This is a genomic window from Parabacteroides sp. PH5-46 (assembly GCF_029892785.1).
Taxonomy (GTDB): Bacteria; Bacteroidota; Bacteroidia; order Bacteroidales; family Tannerellaceae; genus DFXE01.
Map to the genome: position 1 here is coordinate 38,906 of NZ_JARXXA010000003.1, position 19,418 is coordinate 58,323.

At 43.1% G+C, this 19,418-nt stretch carries 13 protein-coding genes; 7 read left to right on the top strand and 6 right to left on the bottom strand.

Annotated elements, in window-relative coordinates:
• The first annotated feature begins 9 nt into the window (after positions 1 to 9).
• The gene (locus M2470_RS03680) at positions 10 to 2,241 is read left to right on the top strand and encodes a S9 family peptidase (RefSeq protein ID WP_280743906.1); all 2,232 of its coding nucleotides are present in this window, start codon (positions 10 to 12) and stop codon (positions 2,239 to 2,241) included.
• A gap of 13 nt (positions 2,242 to 2,254) precedes the next feature.
• Here the strand turns inward: M2470_RS03680 and M2470_RS03685 are convergent, their stop codons facing one another.
• Complete coding sequence (locus M2470_RS03685; protein ID WP_280743946.1) at positions 2,255 to 3,400, bottom strand: C1 family peptidase; 1,146 nt, start codon at positions 3,398 to 3,400, stop codon at positions 2,255 to 2,257.
• A gap of 151 nt (positions 3,401 to 3,551) precedes the next feature.
• Between M2470_RS03685 and proC the strand changes: the two genes are divergently transcribed.
• Positions 3,552 to 4,355 (top strand): pyrroline-5-carboxylate reductase, encoded by an 804-nt coding sequence (gene proC, locus M2470_RS03690; protein ID WP_280743905.1) that lies wholly within the window; start codon positions 3,552 to 3,554, stop codon positions 4,353 to 4,355.
• Between the two features lies 1 nt (position 4,356).
• Here the strand turns inward: proC and M2470_RS03695 are convergent, their stop codons facing one another.
• Positions 4,357 to 5,523, bottom strand: a complete 1,167-nt coding sequence (locus tag M2470_RS03695) for a proline dehydrogenase family protein (protein WP_280743904.1) — start codon at positions 5,521 to 5,523, stop codon at positions 4,357 to 4,359.
• 72 nt (positions 5,524 to 5,595) lie between these two features.
• Positions 5,596 to 7,227: an L-glutamate gamma-semialdehyde dehydrogenase gene (gene pruA / locus M2470_RS03700; protein WP_280743903.1), complete on the bottom strand. Its 1,632-nt coding sequence runs from the start codon at positions 7,225 to 7,227 to the stop codon at positions 5,596 to 5,598.
• 769 nt (positions 7,228 to 7,996) lie between these two features.
• Between pruA and M2470_RS03705 the strand changes: the two genes are divergently transcribed.
• A complete protein-coding gene (locus M2470_RS03705) occupies positions 7,997 to 8,791 on the top strand; it encodes a M48 family metallopeptidase (protein WP_280743902.1) in 795 nt (264 codons plus the stop codon).
• Positions 8,792 to 8,803: 12 nt separating this feature from the next.
• Here M2470_RS03705 and M2470_RS03710 read toward each other — a convergent pair whose 3' ends face one another.
• Positions 8,804 to 10,597, bottom strand: a complete 1,794-nt coding sequence (locus M2470_RS03710) for a MutS family DNA mismatch repair protein (RefSeq protein WP_280743901.1) — start codon at positions 10,595 to 10,597, stop codon at positions 8,804 to 8,806.
• Between the two features lie 66 nt (positions 10,598 to 10,663).
• Here M2470_RS03710 and M2470_RS03715 point away from each other — a divergent pair, with 66 nt between their 5' ends.
• Positions 10,664 to 11,497 (top strand): phospholipase A, encoded by an 834-nt coding sequence (locus M2470_RS03715; protein ID WP_280743900.1) that lies wholly within the window; start codon positions 10,664 to 10,666, stop codon positions 11,495 to 11,497.
• Positions 11,498 to 11,517: 20 nt separating this feature from the next.
• Here M2470_RS03715 and M2470_RS03720 read toward each other — a convergent pair whose 3' ends face one another.
• Both M2470_RS03720 and M2470_RS03725 read right to left on the bottom strand, forming a co-directional pair.
• Positions 11,518 to 14,901, bottom strand: coding sequence for a glycoside hydrolase family 2 TIM barrel-domain containing protein (locus tag M2470_RS03720; protein ID WP_280743899.1), 3,384 nt, complete (start codon positions 14,899 to 14,901; stop codon positions 11,518 to 11,520).
• A 91-nt stretch (positions 14,902 to 14,992) separates the two neighbouring features.
• Positions 14,993 to 15,547 (bottom strand): DUF3332 domain-containing protein, encoded by a 555-nt coding sequence (locus M2470_RS03725; protein WP_280743898.1) that lies wholly within the window; start codon positions 15,545 to 15,547, stop codon positions 14,993 to 14,995.
• A gap of 251 nt (positions 15,548 to 15,798) precedes the next feature.
• On the opposite strand from M2470_RS03725, the gene M2470_RS03730 reads away from it, so the two are divergent.
• The 3 genes from M2470_RS03730 to uvrB all read left to right on the top strand — a co-directional run bounded on the left by M2470_RS03730 (position 15,799) and on the right by uvrB (position 19,416).
• Positions 15,799 to 16,542, top strand: coding sequence for a copper homeostasis protein CutC (locus tag M2470_RS03730; RefSeq protein ID WP_280743897.1), 744 nt, complete (start codon positions 15,799 to 15,801; stop codon positions 16,540 to 16,542).
• A gap of 654 nt (positions 16,543 to 17,196) precedes the next feature.
• Positions 17,197 to 17,394 (top strand): PspC domain-containing protein, encoded by a 198-nt coding sequence (locus tag M2470_RS03735; protein ID WP_280743896.1) that lies wholly within the window; start codon positions 17,197 to 17,199, stop codon positions 17,392 to 17,394.
• Between the two features lie 3 nt (positions 17,395 to 17,397).
• The gene (uvrB, locus tag M2470_RS03740) at positions 17,398 to 19,416 is read left to right on the top strand and encodes an excinuclease ABC subunit UvrB (protein WP_280743895.1); all 2,019 of its coding nucleotides are present in this window, start codon (positions 17,398 to 17,400) and stop codon (positions 19,414 to 19,416) included.
• Positions 19,417 to 19,418 lie beyond the last annotated feature (2 nt).

Here is a 19,418-nt window from a genome sequence, read left to right on the forward strand (position 1 = left end):
ATTTGTTTTATGAATTACAAATTACTTTATGCCATAACTATTTTCCTGATATGCAATCAGCTATCTTTTGCGCAAAGTACGTTTACGCTGGAAGATGTATTTTCCCGCAAACTTATTGACACGAAGGGTGTAGGTGCTATGAATTGGCTCAGTGACGGGGAGCGTTATACCCGTCTGGAACAGAACAAAGAGACAGGTGGTCTGGATGTCGTAGCTTATCGGGCCAAAGACAATCAACGTGAGGTGATTATACCGGCTTCTTCCTTTATTGACAAAGCTACAGGTAAGTCGATTGCTATGGGACGTATCTCCTGGAGCGAGGATAACAATCGGGTACTGATTTATAATAATACACAGCGTGTATGGCGCTATGACACGAGGGGCGACTATTGGGTATTGACCTTGAGCGACGGAACCCTCCGGCAGTTGGGAAAAGGCTTACCGGAATCGTCTATGATGTTTGCCAAGTTCTCGCCCGATGGGAAACGGGTAGCCTATGTGAGCCGGAACAACCTGTATGTAGAGGATCTAGAATCAGGAAAGATAACTCAGTTAACTACCGATGGTAGCGAAACGATTGTCAACGGGACGTTCGATTGGGTGTATGAAGAGGAGTTTGATTGTCGCGACGGTTTCCGCTGGAGTCCTTCGGGCGACTATATCGCTTATTGGCAAAGTGATACGGAAGGAACCGGTGTGTTTGATATCATCAACAATGTAGATGATATTTACCCGACTATCCAACATTTCCCTTATCCGAAGGCCGGAACAGCTAACTCGGCAGTAAAAGTAGGCTATGTCCCTGCTGCGGGAGGTGCTACCACCTGGATTCCTATTCCGGGAGATCCGCGCAACAACTATCTGCCCCGTATGGAGTTTATCCCGGAAAGCGACGAGCTGTTTATCCAGCAAATGAACCGGGAACAGAATACCAATAAAGTCTGGATTGCCAAGATTGGAACTCAGGAACCGATGAATATCTTTACGGATACCGATGCGGCTTGGCTAGATACAAACGATCATATCATATGGCTGAAAAATAATCGCTATTTTACGTGGGAAAGCGAAAGGAGCGGTTGGAGACATCTGTATCGCATCAGCCGAGACGGCAAAGAGATACTTCCTATCACTAAAGGGGAGTTTGATTATATCTCTTACGTAGGAGCTGATAAAGATAAAGGGCTGGTTTATTTCATAGCTTCGCCCGATAATTTCACACAGCGCTATCTGTACAGTGCCGCTTTGATGGGTAAAGGAGAGGTGAAGCGCTTAAGTCCGGTAGACCAGTCGGGACAACATCGGTATGCGATGTCTCCCTCCGGTAAGTGGGCGGTTCGTACGTTTAGCAATTCGGTAACCCCTCCGGTGATAGATATGGTTTCCTTTCCAAAGCATGAATCTGTCCGCATGATTGAAGAAAATAAACAGGCAAAAGAGCAATACGCCGCTCTGGGCCTGAATCCGAAAGAGTTTGTAAAGGTAAAATCCGGAGACCTGATGCTGGATGCCTGGATGATCAAACCCGTGAATTTTGATGCTTCAAAGAAATATCCTGTTATCATAGATGTCTATGGAGAGCCTGCCGGATCTACGGTTCAGGACACTTGGTCGGGAGGCGATTTGTGGCTACAGTATATGGCAAACCAGGGCTATATCATAGTAAGTATCGAGAACAGAGGAGCCAATGCACCTCGCGGACGCGAATGGCGTAAGTGTATTTATGGTGAAGTAGGGACGTATGCCTCAGAAGATCAATGTCGCGGTATACAGGATATGGGTCGGCAGTATGCGTATATAGATATGTCGCGTATCGGGATTACCGGCTGGAGCGGCGGAGGTAGTCAGACCTTAAACAGCATGTTCCGCTATCCGGACGTATTCCGCACGGGGATTGCTATCGCCTTTGTAGCCGACCAACGCTTATACGACACCATCTATCAGGAACGCTACATGAACACTCCTCAGAATAACCCCGAAGGATACAAAAAAGGCTCACCCATTACGTATGCGGAAGGATTGAAAGGAAACCTGCTCTTAATTCATGGAACAGGAGACGATAATGTACATTATCAGAACTGCGAACTATTAGTAAATGAGCTGGTAAAACACGGAAAGATATTCAGTCAGATCAGTTATCCGATGCGGACTCACGGCATCTATGAAGGCGAAGGAACTACTTTACATTTATACAAAAGCATGGCCAACTACTGGCAGCATTATTTACCGGCCTCCGGCCGGTAAATAATGTATTAAATTAGAGCTTAAGCTTTGATTTGATGGAAGATGGGATAGCGTCTTTGTGGACTACGATACTCATAGTTTTGTAGGCCATAAAGGCTTCCGAGATGTACCAGGTTCCGTTGTATTTGTTATCTGTACCCCAAGAGTTCTTGATCATGAAGAAGTTCTTGCCGTTTTGATCTTTAGCGATGCCGTAGATTTGCATGCCGTGGTCGTCGGTGGTCTGGAAGTTGTCATAGGCTTCCTGACGCATTTCCTGTGTGATGGTCATTTCCTGGCAAGGTTTTTCAACCAACTTGCGGATCTCTTCATTCTTTTCTCTTTGAGACATGCCTGTCCATCTTTCCTGGTCGGAACCGGAAGATTCAATGGCTTTTACGTCTGGTACTACAGCAACTCCGTTGCGTGTGAAACCAATCTCGCTTACGTCTGATGCCCATGCTACTGTATAGCCTGTATTGATGGCATTCTTCATTATATCCATCAACTCGTTTATCGGTACATTGTATGATAATCCCCAACGCCAGTTGTCAGGTACTTCCAGTGCAAAGGGAGTATAGAACGGATAGTGGGTATAAGATGTCAGCGATACATAGTTGTCCATATCAAGTCCCAGCTCTTTGGCAAAACTTTGTGGAGTATATTCTTTTCCCTTATAGGTAAATTTCTCAGGTATAGCGCCTAAGTAAGCATCAATAATACCGTTGAACCCTTTTTTCCAGGCAGTAGAAAGTTTCCCGTTTGGGTTTTTAGCGATGGCTTTTATATAAGCAGAAGCGGCACTTTCCATTTCGTTATGTACGTGCATGTCTTCGCCATAGTTCAGTCCGGGTAAAACAGACTCGGGCACTATGCCATAGTGTTTTACGGCATACAGAACATCTTCAAAAGAACCTCCCTGAGAGAAGTTTAATACACCGTTCGTCCGGATATATTTCTCAGCCTGATCTTTGTATGAGTGGCTGACAATAAACATTTCCGACAGGTCGTACTCTCCTTTACCCATCCGTAATAGTTCGGATTCCAGGTGAGCTATTCCAGAGAATGACCAGCAGGTACCCGTCCGATTCTGATTCTTAACGGATGTGATCTTTAATTCTTTAACAGGAGTAAATACGTAATCGTCTCCGTTTTGTGCTACTGCTGTTGTGAGTGACATGGCCAGTATTAGTCCGGCGCTCATTAGTCTTTTCATGTTATTATCCTTTTAGTTTTAGTATTTACAGGCAAATATACAACAAAGCAATCAAGACATGCGATTAATTTCTTATTTTTGTTCCCTGTATATATTAAAAAAGGGACGTATTTTTATGAAAATCACAATTATCGGAACAGGAAATATAGGTGGAGCTATCGCACGGGGGCTTGCCAAAGGCTCTGTTGTTAAGACTTCTGATATTACCTGTACGGATCATTCGCAGGCTTTGCTCGACCGGATCAAAGCCTATGACAAAAACTTCAACGTATCGACAGATAACATCGCCTCGACACGTAGTGCGGATATCATCATTATTGCCGTAAAACCCTGGATGGTAGAGACAGTAATTGACGATATCAAAACGGTACTTGATTATGACCGGCAGATAATTGTATCTATCGCAGCAGGAGTAACATTTGAGCAGATGATGTCTTATCTTACCAAGCACTCGGGCTTTGACCAGATGGCGACACCTACTCTTTTCCGTGTGATTCCCAATACAGCCATAGAGGTATTAAGTAGTATGACCTTTGTGTCTGCCTATAATGCTTCGAACGAACAATCGGAACTTATTCTGCGTATATTCAATGAGTTGGGAAATGCCATGCTGATTGAAGAGCGCCTGATGACAGCCGGAACAGCTCTTGCTTCCAGCGGAATAGCCTTTGCGCTTCGCTATATACGCGCCTCCATAGAAGGAGGGGTAGAACTAGGATTCTACCCTCAAGAAGCCCAGGAGATCGTTGTTCATACCGTAAAAGGAGCCGTTGATCTCCTGTTGGCCAACAAAAGCAATCCCGAAATGGAAATAGATAAAGTAACCACTCCCGGAGGTATCACCATCAGAGGCCTGAATGAAATGGAACTCTCAGGCTTTACCTCCGCTGTTATCCGTGGTCTGAAAGCCAGTAAATAAACTATTTCTTCCTTCTTCTCATTTCTGCTTGCAGCATTTTGAGTTCGCGGCTGGTTTGTCCGGCTACGGAGGTATTCTCTTCTGCGCGGCGAAGCAGGTAGGGGAGCACGTCTCTTACTTTGGCATAGGGTACGTATTTGGTTACGTTGTAGTTTTCGTGTGCCAGGTTGAAAGAGATATTGTCGCTCATGCCCAATAGCTGAGAGAAATAGATGCGTTGGTCGTTTCTCTGCAAGCCCTTTTCGTCAATAAGAGCTGCCAGCTTGTAGTTGCTGTTTTCGTTGTGCGTTCCCATGAAAAGCTGCATCCGGTCGATATGGTCTACTACGAATTTTACGCCTGCATCAAAGTTTTCATCTGTGGCAGCCTTATCCTTGCAGATCGGGTCTGGATAGCCCATAATTTCAGCTCGTTTGCGCTCTTCTTCCATGTATGCCCCACGTACAAACTTGATGCCGGGATAATATCCTTTTTCAATGGAATCATCATAAATACGGCGCAGATAGGGCATCCTGTCATGGCGATACATCTGCAGAGTGGCAAAAACAATCGCCTGCTCCTTATTGAACTGGCGCATGGCGTCATCTGTCAGTTCGTCGATGGCATCTTGGAAGCAGTAGTCTTCCGCGTCTACCAGTATACGAACATTGTTGTCGTAGGCTCGCTGGCACAATGCCATGAAGCGTTCTTTAAATTCGCGGAACGCTTTTACCTCTTCTATTGTGAGTTCTTCTCTTTTTTCAGAAGCTTTGCACAGTACCTCGTCAGTGGTTAATGTAGAAGGCTTGAATACGGCATATGCTATATTGGGATTGCCTTTGGCGAAGTCTACAGAGCGGAGCGTTTCTTCAAAGGTAGCCTGAATTCCGGCTGGCGTTTTCTTGCTTTCGGCTGAATAGTCTAAGGTAGACTTTACATTGTATTCTTTCAGGAAGTTAATGTATTTAGTGGTATCTTCCAGTGTTTCTCCTCCTACAAATTGCTTGTACAAAGTAGGCTTAACGATCCAGCCTAAAGGGAAATGAATGTTTAGCGCGATATTACTTGCAAATTTACCCAGCTTTACGATGCTTGGGTATTTCATTACGTTAAACAATACATACGCATTTCTCAGTTCAGATTTAGATTTAGACGAGAATGCAATCTCGGTGTTATTGAAATCGATCATGGTATTTAGAATTGAAAATTGAAAGTTGGAAGATTAAAACATTTTTCAACTTCCAACTTTCAATTGGTAGGATTATTTTTCTTTAAGGAAAGGATATTTATAGTCTGTTGGCGGAACCAATGCTTCCTTGATGGTGCGTGCATTTGTCCAGCGAATCAGGTTCAATGGGCCTCCGGCCTTGTCATTGGTACCCGAAGCTCTTGAACCGCCAAACGGTTGCTGAGCAATTACTGCACCTGTCGGCTTGTCATTGATATAGAAATTACCGGCAGAATAACGTAGCTTATCCATGGCTGTTTGTATGGCGTAACGATCTCTGGCAAAGATAGAACCGGTCAGTCCATAAGGAGATGTACGGTCGCAGATTTCCAGTGTTTCTTCAAATTTCTCGTCATCGTACACATAGATAGTGATTACCGGGCCGAAGATTTCTTCCGTCATCGACTTGAACTGTGGATTAGTTGTTTGTATCACAGTTGGTTCAACGAAGTATCCTACCGATTTATCTCCTTTTCCGCCAAAGATAACTTCGGCATCAGAGGCTTCTTTTGCATGGTTGATATAGCTCATGATATTGTCGAAAGAAGCTTCATCAATAACGGCATTAAAGAAGTTGGTGAAGTCTGTCGGATCACCCATTTTTATATCTTTCAGCATTTCGCCAACCTGCTCTTTAATCTCTTTCCACAAGGATTTAGGGATATAAGCACGAGAGCCGGCCGAACATTTCTGTCCCTGATATTCAAAGGCGCCTCTTACGATAGCTGTAGCTACTTCGAGGGTAGGAGATGAAGGATGAACGAAGATGAAGTTCTTACCACCTGTTTCGCCTACGATTTTAGGATATGACTTGTAGGTTTCCAGATTGTTACCCATCTGGCGCCATAGTGTATTGAATGTAGCGGTAGATCCGGTGAAGTGGAAACCTGCCAGATCCGGGCTTGCAGTGATTACTTTACCAATAACGCTTCCCTGTCCGGGTATAAAGTTTACAACTCCATCGGGCAGTCCGGCTTCCTGGAATACTTTCATCAACAGGTAATTAGAGTGTATAGCGGTAGTAGATGGTTTCCATACGGCCACATTACCCATCATAGCCGGAGCCATATTCAGGTTGGCGGCAATTGATGTGAAATTAAAGGGACTGAGGGAAAATACGAATCCTTCCAACGCTCTGTACTCCATTCGGTTAATGATTCCTGTATCGGAATAAGGCTGGTCTTCGTATATCTGTCCGGCATAGAATGCACTGAATCGTAAAAAGTCTATCAACTCGCAAGGAGCATCAATTTCTGCCTGATACGGGCTTTTGCTTTGTCCCAGCATAACCGATGCATTCAGCAAATAACGATATTTTGTGGCGAATAATTCGGCTACGCGCATCATCAGCGAAGCACGTTCTACCCAAGGCAATTCCGACCATTCTTTGTGCGCTTTCATAGCAGCGTCGATGGCCATTTGTACTTCTTTTTCTCCTGCTTTGTGATAAGTTGCCAGCACATGCTTGTGGTTATGCGGCATAACTACTTTACCGGTGTTTCCTGTTCTTACTTCTTTCCCTCCGATAATCAAAGGAATATCCCATTCCTCGGATGATAATTGTGTTAAAGCGTTTTTTAGTGATTTTTTTTCTTCTGAACCAGGTGCATACGCCTTTACCGGTTCGTTAATAGGTTTAGCGAATTTAAAAATAGCGTTGTTCATGATGCGTTATAGTTTAATGATTACATGTCTTAAAGACGCGTAAACTTAACGAAAAAATATTCAAACAGAAAGATTCTGGCCGTTAAATATCTTTTATTCCTATCTATTTGTGAAGAAAAAAAGAAGAGCATCCCCGGAAATGGAAATGCTCTATCACGACTGACATATGTTATTAACTAAATAAAGAAGCAGTTTGTTAGTGTCTGAATTGTTAAATTATTATCGTAAAATTTTTCATTATCATTTTTCGTTAAATCGAATAAAGGTTAAAGACTTATCTCTGTCTTTATAACAAGAGTTGCTATAAATTGTTTTCTTTTTCTTGAAAAAAGTTGCTGGGTCACAACTGTGACCCACGTGGTTCACAGCCGTCGACCAGCTGGTTCACAGCTGTCGACCACGTAGGTCATGGCTGTCGACCACCTGATCGACAGTTGTAAACCAGCAACTATTTCGTATAAAAGCAAAAAAGAAGAGCCGTTATACTTCACAGTAAAACGGCTCTTATAGTAACTACATAATAATTATGAACAAAAGGGTTTAGCTCCCTAAACCTGTCTTTGCCTATAATACCTATCGTATCTATACTAAAAAACGAAAGTGTATAGCCTCTTTGTACTATATTAGACGAAAGAAAATATAAAACGTTTAACGTGAAAGAGAACTTATTTGCAATGTTACTTGTTACCTTGTTTTAAAGGGATTTTTTATTGTTATATTGTAAAAAGAAATATATTTTTGCATATTAATTTTAACGTTGCAGGAAAACATGAAAAAGTTAGTTGGTTTATTTATTGTATCCTTATTGATTTTAAGCAGTTGCGGAAGTGTTCCGTTGACAGGGAGAAAGCAAATGCTGCTAGTGTCGGACCAGGAGGTACTGACCAGTAGCCTAACCCAGTATGGCTCATTTATGAAAGAAGCTAAAGTATCTACTAACCAAACACAGGTGGCTCAGATTGTACGTGTAGGTAAAAAGATTGCTGCAGCTACGGAAGCTTACCTGAAAGCCAGTGGTTTAGAGTCTGAAATTCAGAATTTTTCGTGGGAGTTTAACTTGGTACAGAGCAAAGATGTGAATGCTTTCTGTATGCCGGGTGGTAAGATCGTCTTCTACGAAGGTATCATGCCTTATTTCTCTTCTGATGCGGAAGTAGCTGCTGTAATGGGGCATGAAGTGGCGCATGCTGTAGCCAAGCATTCTAACGAGCGCATGAGTACACAGTTGATGTCGGAATATGGTGCAGCTATTTTAGGACAGGCTGTAAGTGGTAAATCGGCTGCTGTTCAAACACTTGCCAGTACTGTTTATGGTTTAGGCTCTCAGTATGGTGTGATGTTGCCTTATTCTCGGAAACATGAATATGAAGCGGATCACATGGGGCTGATTTTTATGGCGATAGCCGGTTATAACCCGGAAGCTGCCGTTACTTTCTGGACAAAGATGGCACAAGGCGGAACAGCTTCTGTTCCTGAGATTATGAGTACGCACCCAAGCGATGCTAACCGTATTGCCGAGTTGCAAAAATACTTACCGGATGCTTTAAGATATTACAAGAAATAAGCTAGTAATATCTTAAATCGTGATTCCCATTTTTTTCATCAGGAAGCTGGCGTTCATGTTCTGGGCAACTCCTTCGCGTAATAGGTAGGAGAATGTTAGTTCATTATTGGTTATGTCGGCTTCAAAACGATAGTTTTTGATCTGATTTGGGAATTCCTCTTCCAGTGTGCCGAGTGCCAGGTCATGCGTGGCAATGATTCCACATGTATTGTAGGTAATCAGTTGCTTCATCAGTGCAAAGGAACCTTTCTGTTTGTCTACGGAATTGGTTCCTTTTAATATTTCATCCAGGATGATAAATAACTCTTCGCCTTCTTTCAAGCGGTCGATAATCATTTTCAGCCGCTTCAGCTCTGCAAAGAAATACGACTCGTTGCTGACCAGCGAATCGGATGTTCGCAAGCTGGTTACCAGCTGGGCGGGGTAAACAGATAGCTTTTCTGCGCAAACCGGAGCACCTATACAAGCCAGCAGGAAGTTGATGCCAATGGTGCGCAAATAGGTACTTTTGCCGGCCATATTGGCTCCTGTAATAATCAGGAACCAAGGGTTTTTCTCGATTGAAATATCGTTTTTTACGCATGCGTTGCGAGGTATCAAGGGATGCCCCAGGGCTTTGCCTGACATCTCAAAATAGCTATCGGCTATTTCAGGGAACATATAGTCCGGGTGATTAAAATAAAAGCCAGACAAGGAGCATAATGCGTCAAAATTAGCCAAGGCGTCAAACCATTGATCGATGTGTTTGCCGTAGGTTTGGTTCCATTTTTCTATCGCGATAGCCGCACGTATATCTCTGAAGGTAAATATATTTAGTAAAACAGCTGTCAGGGTGCCCCGCTGATCCATGGTGCCGATATGAGAAGATAGCTTCTTTACGGCTTGTGAGGCAGCTATGTTGTCACATATCAGCTTGTTGCTTAAGTCGGATAGTAATTCGGATTTATACGAGTCGCCTTCAATACTTTTCATCAGTCTGGCATAGGTGGCGAATATTTTCTCCATCTTATTGACGGTATTATGTATCTCGTTTATTTTCTTTAGTTTGCTATAAGCAATCAGAAAGCTGAGAACAAACAAAATGCTGAATACCGTTGGATGAATGAGATTGAAACCAAGCGCAATAATGGCAAGCAGCCAAAAACAGGGAATCAACCAGACAGAGGTTTTCCAGAACAAATTCTTGGAGAAATAGGCCGGCAGCTTGCTTAGGTCAGACAATAGCCTTGAGTCGTTTTTTTTGCCGGGCTGTAGCGTTCCGGTTACATAAAAATGTTGCCTTAAATGGGAGAGAGTAGACAGCTCTTTTACAGCCTCCTGGCGTTTTAATATGTCTGCCTTGTTTGTTAGCGGATTACTCAGCCAGTTAATCAGCAACTCTTTTCCGATATGGGTAACTGTTCTGTTTATCGACTGAAAGAATGAACGATTGCCGAATATATCCAGGTCTAGACTGAACGAATGTTCTCCGTCTATCTTTTCCGGCGCTCCGTCGAAAGCACTGAAATCATAGTTCAGTCCTTTTAGTTCATCTGAGCATAAACGGATTAAGGCCTCGGCATAGGTTTTCCGGTTTGATAAAAGCGAATGGTAGAACATCAACACAGCAAAGGGAATGGCATAAAGCAGGAAGATACCTGCCAGTATTTTCCAGTCCATGTCTTTTAAAACCCAGATATTGATGATTGCTACAATTACGATAAGTAGCCGGATGGTACCGAATAAATGTATTTTTTTTTGTAAATTATCTACACGGCGTGTATAGGCCTCAATGGTATTTTGGTAATAATTATGAACTTTTTCCATGCCTGCAAAGTTATAAATAATACAAGTTTCTGTTCTATATTTGTGCTTTTAAATTTATATAGTATTATGAAGACTCTATTTAATATTGCTGTTCTGCTATTCATTAGTAATGCATTATACTCGCAGATTTTAGATATCCCTATCCCGGCTTACAACGGGGATAGTGTGAGGGCCGAATTGGAAGATGCGCCTTATTTTACCATGTTTAAGGATAATTATTTTATAGGGGGTACTACGCTGGGACACAAGCCTACAGCTACTAATTCAGATGTGAAATTTCAGGTAAGTGTGATGCAGCGTATTACTAAAAGTGTCCTTCCTTTTGATACGTATTTATTTCTTCAATATAGCCAGAAGACCTTCTGGAATGTTTTCGAAAACTCCCTTCCCATTCGTGAATTAAACTTTAATCCGGGACTCGGACTGGGGCATTTAATCATCTACAAGAACAGGTATATCGGGAAAGGTTATTTAATGCTGGAGCACGAATCAAACGGGAAAGACAGTCTGGATTCGCGTAGCTGGAATAAGGTATCACTGGCCGTTTCTTTATTGCTGAATGACAATTTTGATGTGCAGTTTAAAGGCTGGATTCCGATTATAGACAGCCGGCGGAACAAGGATATCTTAAGATATAACGGACTGTTTCAGTTTGGCGGTAACTTCAGGACAAACAACAGACGTTTTCAGATAGGCTTGCTTTTAACCAAGCGGAAAACTTGGCGGATGAACTTCAATACACAACTGGAATTCAGCTATAAGATCAACCGGAATGAGAATCAATTCCTTTTCCTTCAGTTTTATAACGGGTATGGAGAGAACTTGCTGGAGTATAAAGTACATCAGAGCAAGATACGTTTAGGTTTTGTAATAAAACCAAGGGATTTCAGTATTTACTGAAACCCCTTCGCTTGTGTTCGTTAGTTGTATTTATATCCTGTTTTATTGGGGATATCGTTTTCATTTTTGATGGGTATCAGCGTGAATCCCCAGTTGTATTCCTTGTTGGCAGGGATGTTATAGCCTGGTTCGGGACGTGCTCCCCAACTATTATATCCGGCTACTCCCTGTTGTTTCATATCGATACATACTTCTACGAAATTGCGGGGAGAAATGTCGTTGATATGGTGCATACGCCTCAATACGTTTTTCGCGTCTTTTTCGTCGCGGGCTGCTATCTCTTCGGGAGAGAAATTATTCCACTGGTAAGGGTGGGGCAGGGCTTCTTCCGAATCGAAGTCTTCGATGCTGTTTCGTAGGGCGTTAAAGCCGATCAGTTGGTCGGCTTCAATGAGCAGGCCTGCGTTTTTCCCTCCGCTAAGTGCCACCCAGCGCGTGTCGGTATGATGTCCGTTTTCTTGTGGACGTACGTATGGGAAATACATGTTTTCAGCTGTGTTTTTGTATAGGCCAACCATTGTAGCTGCATTTCTGTCGATATAGTTCTCTTCCGGTCCGCGTCCGAAATACTGTACTTCTTGCATGGAAACAGGCAAGCGGAAACGAACGCCAATTCGGGGTACTTCCAGTTTGGATGCTGCCTTTCGCGCCTCTTCATTGCCGGGAGTGAAGGTTGCCATACGGGTTGCCTCTGATACTTCTGCCTGAGTTTCAGTCATCTCTGTAGAAGTAAAGCGCATCGAAGCATGAACTATGCCGTCAGGATAAATCGTATACTTGATTATGTACAGGTTTCCGGCAGGAAGTAAGTAGCTGATGTTCAGCTCTGCATTGTCACCTGCTTTTTGTATGTTGGCGTCGGTTATATGGAAGTTTGTACTGCTTTGTTTCCAGATTTTCAGACGCTTAGGCGCTCCATTGCCGTAATCATTATCATTGGGCGCGCGCCAGAAGTTGGGTTGTATCCCGAAACCTTCGCTAAAATACTCCACACCATCTACTTTGTATGAGGAAACAATACCGGTTTTTTTGTTGAAAATAAAGTTTACTTTCGTTGACGATATTGTCAGTAAATCTCCGTTTTCAGAGGTGTTTAACTCAGGACCTTTAGCTTTGGCAAGTGTTTTCTTACCTCCTTCTACAGGTATGCGGAATTGATCATGAGCGATCTCGTGCCCTGCAGGAATAAGCGCTTCAGGACGCGTAGTCGTTACTTTAAAATTGACGAAATACTCTGTGCCCGGCTGAGCTTTCAACTTGCTGACAGGAATTGTTACTGTTTCCGTAGCTTGCGGAGCCACTTTCAGAGGCAGTTTTCCGGCGGATACTTGTTTTCCGTTAGCCATAACGGCATACTGTATGTTGTACGCCTCACTGTTTGTGAAGTAGAAACGGTTTGTTACTTTAAACAGCCCTTTGGCTGCATCTACCTCTTCAAATCCGAAATTCTGATAGGCATATTTTACTTCTGCCAAGGCTGGGTGAGGGGTACGATCCGGACTAACTAATCCGTTGCATAAGAAATTGCCGTCACTTGGCATATCTGTCCCGTAATCACCTCCATACGTCCAATATTCCCGTCCGTTTTTGTCTTTTTCAAGGATGCCTTGGTCTACCCAGTCCCATATATAGCCACCTTGCAGGTTGGGGTATTTGTAGATGGCTTTCCACTGATCCCATAAATTCCCATTGGAATTTCCCATAGCATGTGAATATTCGGAAGGCACTACCGGACGGTCGCTTCCTTTGCGGCCTATTTCTTCCAGCCAGTTTGCTCCCGGATACTGGGGCACATACATGTCCGTATTCCATTCCCACAAGGCGCGTTCATAGTTTACCGGACGGTCCATCAGTAGCTTATCAGCCTCTTTCAGCCACAGGTATGACTGATAGAAATTATATCCGTTTCCGGCTTCGTTGCCTAAGGACCAGAAGGTTACAGATGGATAGTTCTTGTTTCGTTCATACATGTTTATGATCCGGTCCAGATGTACATTCAGCCATTCGGGATTGTTACCCAGGGATTGCCCTTTGCTCAGGTTGTAATACATACCGTGTGATTCTATATTGGCTTCATCGTACACATAGAGTCCGTATTCATCGCATAATTCATAAAACCTTCGGTCTTGTGGATAGTGTGACAGGCGTACTGTATTCAGGTTATTCTGTTTCATAATCTCAAAGTCCCGGCGCATGATATCCTCTGTTACGTAATGGCCTGTCTTGGGATTGTGTTCATGAATATTTACCCCTTTTAGCTTGATAGGTTGCCCGTTGATAAACAGCAGGGTGTATGGTTTTCCATAGCCTGCAATCAGGTCTGTTTCTTTTATTTCGATACGGCGGAAGCCTACGTTAAAAGGCACAATCTCTGTTACTTTGCCGTCTTCTTTCACTGTCATAAGCAGCTTGAAGAGGTTCGGATGTTCCGACGTCCATTGAGCTACGGCAGGGATTGTTTTATCAAAAGAAGAGGTCGTTACGCTATGGGCACTTACCCATGTGTGCTGCTCTTCGGAAGCAACTGTTTTTCCGCTTGCATCCAGCAACTCATAGCCGATCTGAATGCTCTTGGTGGTATTGGTATGGTTTTTCAGATCAACGGCCAGTTTAAAGATGCCGTCTTTGTATTGATCATCCAAGGTAGAGACAACACGGAAATCCCGGATCGCCGTCTGAGGTTGTGAATATAGAAAGACATCTCTCTCTATACCACTGATGCGCCAGAAGTCCTGACATTCCAGATAGGAACCTGTGCTCCAGCGGAAGATCTTTAAGGTTAATACGTTTTTACCCGGTTTGAGGTATTTGTTGATCAGGAATTCTGCCGGGTTTTTAGAGTCTTCGCTATATCCTACTTCTTTACCGTTCAGGTAAACGTACATGCCGGACTTAGCTCCTCCGATATGTAGGTAGATATCCCGTCCGTCCCATCCGTCGGGTATTTCTATATCTCTGCGATAAACGCCAACCGGATTCTCTTCCGGTAGCAGCGGAGGCTGCGGGTTACGCGCTTTAAACTCGTATCCGTGATTGGTATATATAGCTACTCCAAAGCCTTGTACTTCCCAGTTGCCGGGTACATTTATATCATGCCATGAAGCTGTATTTACGGAAGGATCTGTAATATTTTCGGGTAACTTTTTATATCCGTCTACGAAGTAAAACTTCCACATCCCGTTCAATAAAAGATAATAGGGGCTGTTTTCAAAACGAGAACTGATAGCGTTTGCACGATCCGGATAAGTCATAAAAGAAGTACGGGGTAATTCCTTATTTACAGCTACCACTTGTACGTCTTGCCAGTAGGGTTTTGTGTTTTCCTGAGATGTCGTTATTCCTGAAGCAGAGAAGCAACAGAAAATAGCAATCAGAAGAAAACATTTTGTGATTTGATGTTTCATGTACATTCAGATTTAATTGGAGTTGGCGAAAATATAAAAAAAACGGGAATCTAAATAGAGACCCGTTTTTACTATTGATTTTTTTTTGCAATTAACGTGCAGCGAAGAAAGAGAAGCTGCTCATAGCTTGTTGATAAGCAAGTACGCCGGCTTCGTTCAATGTCACGTTCATTTCCTGTCCGTCAGGAAGATACATAACAACTTCGTCATTTTCAGTGAAAGACAGCAGTTTGTAGCTTTCGCCATCAGCTTCTACGCTCCATGTTTTTTCTGCTTTGTCAAAGTTCAAGTCAACCACTTTGTTTTCACCTTCTTTCTGAATGCTGTAACCATCTTCTCTTGTTTCTACTGTGTAGATACCGTCTTTAGCTTCGATTGTTTTGATAGTACCTGCATCTGCTACTGGATTGTTTCCTGTCCAGAATTCGATAGAGTTTATCACAAGAATATCAGCTAAAATAGAGATTCCATAAACAGGAACAATGTGGAATGCAAGGAACACTAATTCGTTCACAAACTTGCTATCGATGCCTTTGTTCCAATCCAATAACTTATTGGTTAATTTGAATGAACCAATACATGAAGAAAATAAAATGCTGCTCGCAAGAGTGAGAGCAACAACCAAAGTAAGACTTCTCTTTTTCATAATAAATTAATAAAATTAATAAATTAGTAGTATTAATAACATGGGGCGAAGGTAATATTTTTAACCTATCCAGCAAAACTTTTAGTTATAGATTAAAAGGGAAATCTTTCAATTGGGAGTTTTAATCGCTTAAAAAACAACTTTATGCTATAAATATTCCTGAATGCTAAAAAACAGTATTACAGCTTCCACTCCTTGCCGGATGCCTATAAATCCGTAACTTTGTGGGCGAATTCAGAGAATGTATTTTTATGAAAGCAAATCGGATTATTGAAATATGTGCCAATTCGGCACAAAGCTGTGTAGAGGCTGAAGCGGGTGGCGCTAAGCGGGTTGAACTTTGTGCTGCTATTCCGGAAGGAGGCACTACCCCCAGCTATGGAGAAATAAAAACAGCGCAGGAGCTTACTTCTGCTCTTGATATACATGTGATTATTCGTCCCCGGGGGGGAGATTTCCTGTACACGCCGGCAGAGGTGCAATCGATGCTGTATGATATAGAGATGGCCAAACAATTAAAGGTACAGGGAGTGGTCTTCGGTTGCCTGACGAAAGAGGGTGATATCGACTTGCCTCTGTTATACAAACTGATAGAAGCTGCCAAACCTTTGTCTGTCACCTTCCATCGTGCCTTTGATGTGTGCCGCGATCCCTTTGTAGCTTTGGAACAACTTATAGAGGCAGGATGTAATCGTATCCTGACGTCCGGGCAACAACCGGATGCCGTAAAGGGCATTCCGTTGATAGCCAAACTGGTTAAACAAGCTGCCGGACGCATCATTATCATGCCGGGCTGTGGCGTTCGTGAGAACAATATCGCGCAAATAGAAGCCGAAACCGGAGCGACAGAGTTTCACACCTCCGCCCGTAGCATCCTTCATAGCCGGATGGAATACCGCAACGAAAACGTCCCGATGGGCAGCAGTGTCGTAACCTCCGAGTTTGAAACCGTACAAACCGACCGCCAAAAGGTAGCCGCCTACTTGAATTTATAAGCTGACGAAGTATTAAAATCATACTAAAGGTGCTTGTTTTGTGTTATTATTTAAGTTAATTCGTGTTTTTTGTAACTCGTGCTTTGGGTGAATCAGATAATATTTTTGGTTTATATTGAAACTAAATGTTAAACTACTAGTCTGTTTATAATATTTTTCTCCTGTTTCCTTGAAAAATGAGCGTATTTATTTGGATGATTTACCATTATTGTTTGGATGATTTACCGTTTTTATCCAAATAAATGAGTGTTTTCATCCAAATAAAGTTGCCAAATACAGGAAAAAAGCTTCTTGAAAAGCCGTTTTTAGCTCAAAATCTCCAAAAAATCCAGATAAAATGGACTTGACAGAAAGAAAGGATTTGAATGAAGAATGTGGAATGATGAGTGAAGAATCTTTTTACAATGTTTCTAATTTTTAATTTTTGACTATTTATTGCTTGCAAAGTGGTAAACCTAAAGTGTCGATTTTAACTTTTCCTTTGCAAGTTGCTCCGATCTAGGGTCAAATAAGTGCGTATTTTGATAGTTGTTTTAGCAAATTGTCAATTCGCCTCCCAAATAGCAATATGATATTTCGTCTATTTCGTATAAAATATAAACAGATACATAGAATATTTACTATTTTTGTATTTGTACTTAAAGGATGAATTTTATGGATACAAAGAAGAGATTGACCCGGTCGGGTAAAGGTATGATAGGCGGTGTGTGTGAGGGGATTGCCAATTATTTGGAGTTAGACCCTACCTTGGTGCGTGTAGCGTATATCTTGTTGTCGGTACTTACTATTTTTTCGGGTGTATTAATCTATCTGCTTCTCTGGATTGTGATGCCGAAGGAGGGGACTGTATAAGGAATGGATTTTGAATTATCATCCCCCTTTAGTCCGACAGGGGACCAACCGGAAGCGATAGCTGCCTTAACTGAAGGACTTGAATCAGGTATCCCCTTTCAAACACTGTTGGGGGTTACGGGTTCAGGAAAGACTTTTACGATAGCCAATGTAATAAAAGAAGTACGTAGGCCGACGCTTATTTTGAGCCATAACAAAACCCTGGCTGCTCAGTTGTATAGCGAGTTTAAGGCTTTCTTTCCCCACAATGCCGTGGAGTATTTTGTATCCTATTACGACTATTACCAGCCGGAAGCCTATCTTCCTACTACCGATACGTATATAGAGAAGGATCTTCAGATCAATGAAGAAATAGATAAACTACGTTTGCGTACGACTGCTTCTTTGCTGTCGGGACGTAGGGATATTATTGTTGTATCTTCTGTTTCATGCCTTTATGGTATGGCTGACCCAACGGCTTTTGCCGAAAAAGTGACCCATTTGAAGAGAGGCATGAAGATAAACCGGGATGTGCTGTTACGCCGCTTTGTGGACGCCTTGTATGTGAATGATAAAGTGGAGTTTAAGAGCGGGAGTTTCCGGGTAAATGGCGATACGGTAGATATTTTCCCGGCCATTGAATCGTACGACGGAGTGGCTTACCGGATTGAGTTCTGGGGGGATGAAATAGAGCGTCTTTCGTCGTTTGAACCGCTGAGTGGGCGGGAGATAGACGAACAGGACGAACTGAATATTTACCCGACAAACCTCTTCGTTACTACACAGGATCGGATCAATATGGCCATCGGGCAGATTGATGTAGACCTGGGAAAACAGGTGGCTTTCTTTAACGAGGTAGGGAAGCCTTATGAGGCGAAACGCTTGTACGAGCGGGTTACTTTCGACCTGGAAATGATCCGCGAACTGGGACATTGTTCAGGCATTGAAAACTACTCCCGATATTTTGATGGCCGCGATGCCGGGGTACGTCCGTACTGCCTGCTAGACTATTTCCCGAAGGACTTTTTGCTGGTTGTAGATGAGAGCCATGTGACTGTACCACAGATACGTGCCATGTACGGAGGGGATCGTTCGCGCAAGGAAAACCTGGTAGAGTATGGTTTCCGCCTACCGGCAGCGATGGATAACCGTCCGCTTACCTTTGAAGAGTTTGAATCGCTGACGCAGACTGCTATCTACGTGAGTGCTACTCCTGCCGATTATGAATTGGTGAAAAGTGAAGGGGTAGTAGTAGACCAGGTGATACGTCCTACGGGCTTGCTGGATCCTGTTATTGATGTAAGGCCTACCTTGAATCAGATTGATGACCTGATGGAAGAAATAACCCAGCGTTCGGCTGTAAACGAGCGGATTCTGGTGACGACTCTTACCAAGCGGATGGCCGAAGAACTGACGGTGTATCTGAGCCGGATGGGAATCCGTTGCAACTACATTCATAGCGATGTGGATACCTTGGAACGTATTAAGATTATGGACGATTTGCGGAAGGGCTTGTTTGATGTACTGATTGGTGTGAACCTGCTGCGTGAAGGCTTAGACCTTCCCGAAGTATCTCTGGTTGCCATACTGGATGCAGACAAGGAGGGCTTTTTGCGCTCGCATCGCTCCCTGACCCAGACAGCTGGGCGTGCAGCCCGTAACATCAACGGAAAAGTAATCTTCTATGCCGATAAGATAACAGACAGCATGCGGCTGACGATGGATGAAACCACCCGTCGGCGCGAGAAGCAGCTGGCATACAACGAAAAGCACGGTATAACGCCTACGCAGGTTATGAAAGCGGGTGTATCTTTGGTGGCCGAAAAAGAAATGGCCGAAAGCCAACATGCTTATATAGAGCCGGAAGTAGGCTTGGTTGCAGACCCGATTGTACAGTATATGAGCCGTCCGCAACTGGAAAAAGCCATCGAACAAACCAAGAAGCAAATGATGGATGCCGCCAAGAAACTGGAGTTTATAGAAGCAGCTCAATACCGGGACGAATTAATCAAACTGGAGGATTTGCTGAATTTAAAATCATAAGC

Excerpts from the sequence above, each read along its gene's own strand:
- M2470_RS03680 (WP_280743906.1), top strand. The coding sequence starts at position 10 with ATGAATTACAAATTACTTTATGCCATAACTATTTTCCTGATATGCAAT.
- M2470_RS03685 (WP_280743946.1), bottom strand. The coding sequence starts at position 3,400 with ATGTCACTCACAACAGCAGTAGCACAAAACGGAGACGATTACGTATTT.
- proC (WP_280743905.1), top strand. The coding sequence starts at position 3,552 with ATGAAAATCACAATTATCGGAACAGGAAATATAGGTGGAGCTATCGCA.
- M2470_RS03695 (WP_280743904.1), bottom strand. The coding sequence starts at position 5,523 with ATGATCGATTTCAATAACACCGAGATTGCATTCTCGTCTAAATCTAAA.
- pruA (WP_280743903.1), bottom strand. The coding sequence starts at position 7,227 with ATGAACAACGCTATTTTTAAATTCGCTAAACCTATTAACGAACCGGTA.
- M2470_RS03705 (WP_280743902.1), top strand. The coding sequence starts at position 7,997 with ATGAAAAAGTTAGTTGGTTTATTTATTGTATCCTTATTGATTTTAAGC.
- M2470_RS03710 (WP_280743901.1), bottom strand. The coding sequence starts at position 10,597 with ATGGAAAAAGTTCATAATTATTACCAAAATACCATTGAGGCCTATACA.
- M2470_RS03715 (WP_280743900.1), top strand. The coding sequence starts at position 10,664 with ATGAAGACTCTATTTAATATTGCTGTTCTGCTATTCATTAGTAATGCA.
- M2470_RS03720 (WP_280743899.1), bottom strand. The coding sequence starts at position 14,901 with ATGAAACATCAAATCACAAAATGTTTTCTTCTGATTGCTATTTTCTGT.
- M2470_RS03725 (WP_280743898.1), bottom strand. The coding sequence starts at position 15,547 with ATGAAAAAGAGAAGTCTTACTTTGGTTGTTGCTCTCACTCTTGCGAGC.
- M2470_RS03730 (WP_280743897.1), top strand. The coding sequence starts at position 15,799 with ATGAAAGCAAATCGGATTATTGAAATATGTGCCAATTCGGCACAAAGC.
- M2470_RS03735 (WP_280743896.1), top strand. The coding sequence starts at position 17,197 with ATGGATACAAAGAAGAGATTGACCCGGTCGGGTAAAGGTATGATAGGC.
- uvrB (WP_280743895.1), top strand. The coding sequence starts at position 17,398 with ATGGATTTTGAATTATCATCCCCCTTTAGTCCGACAGGGGACCAACCG.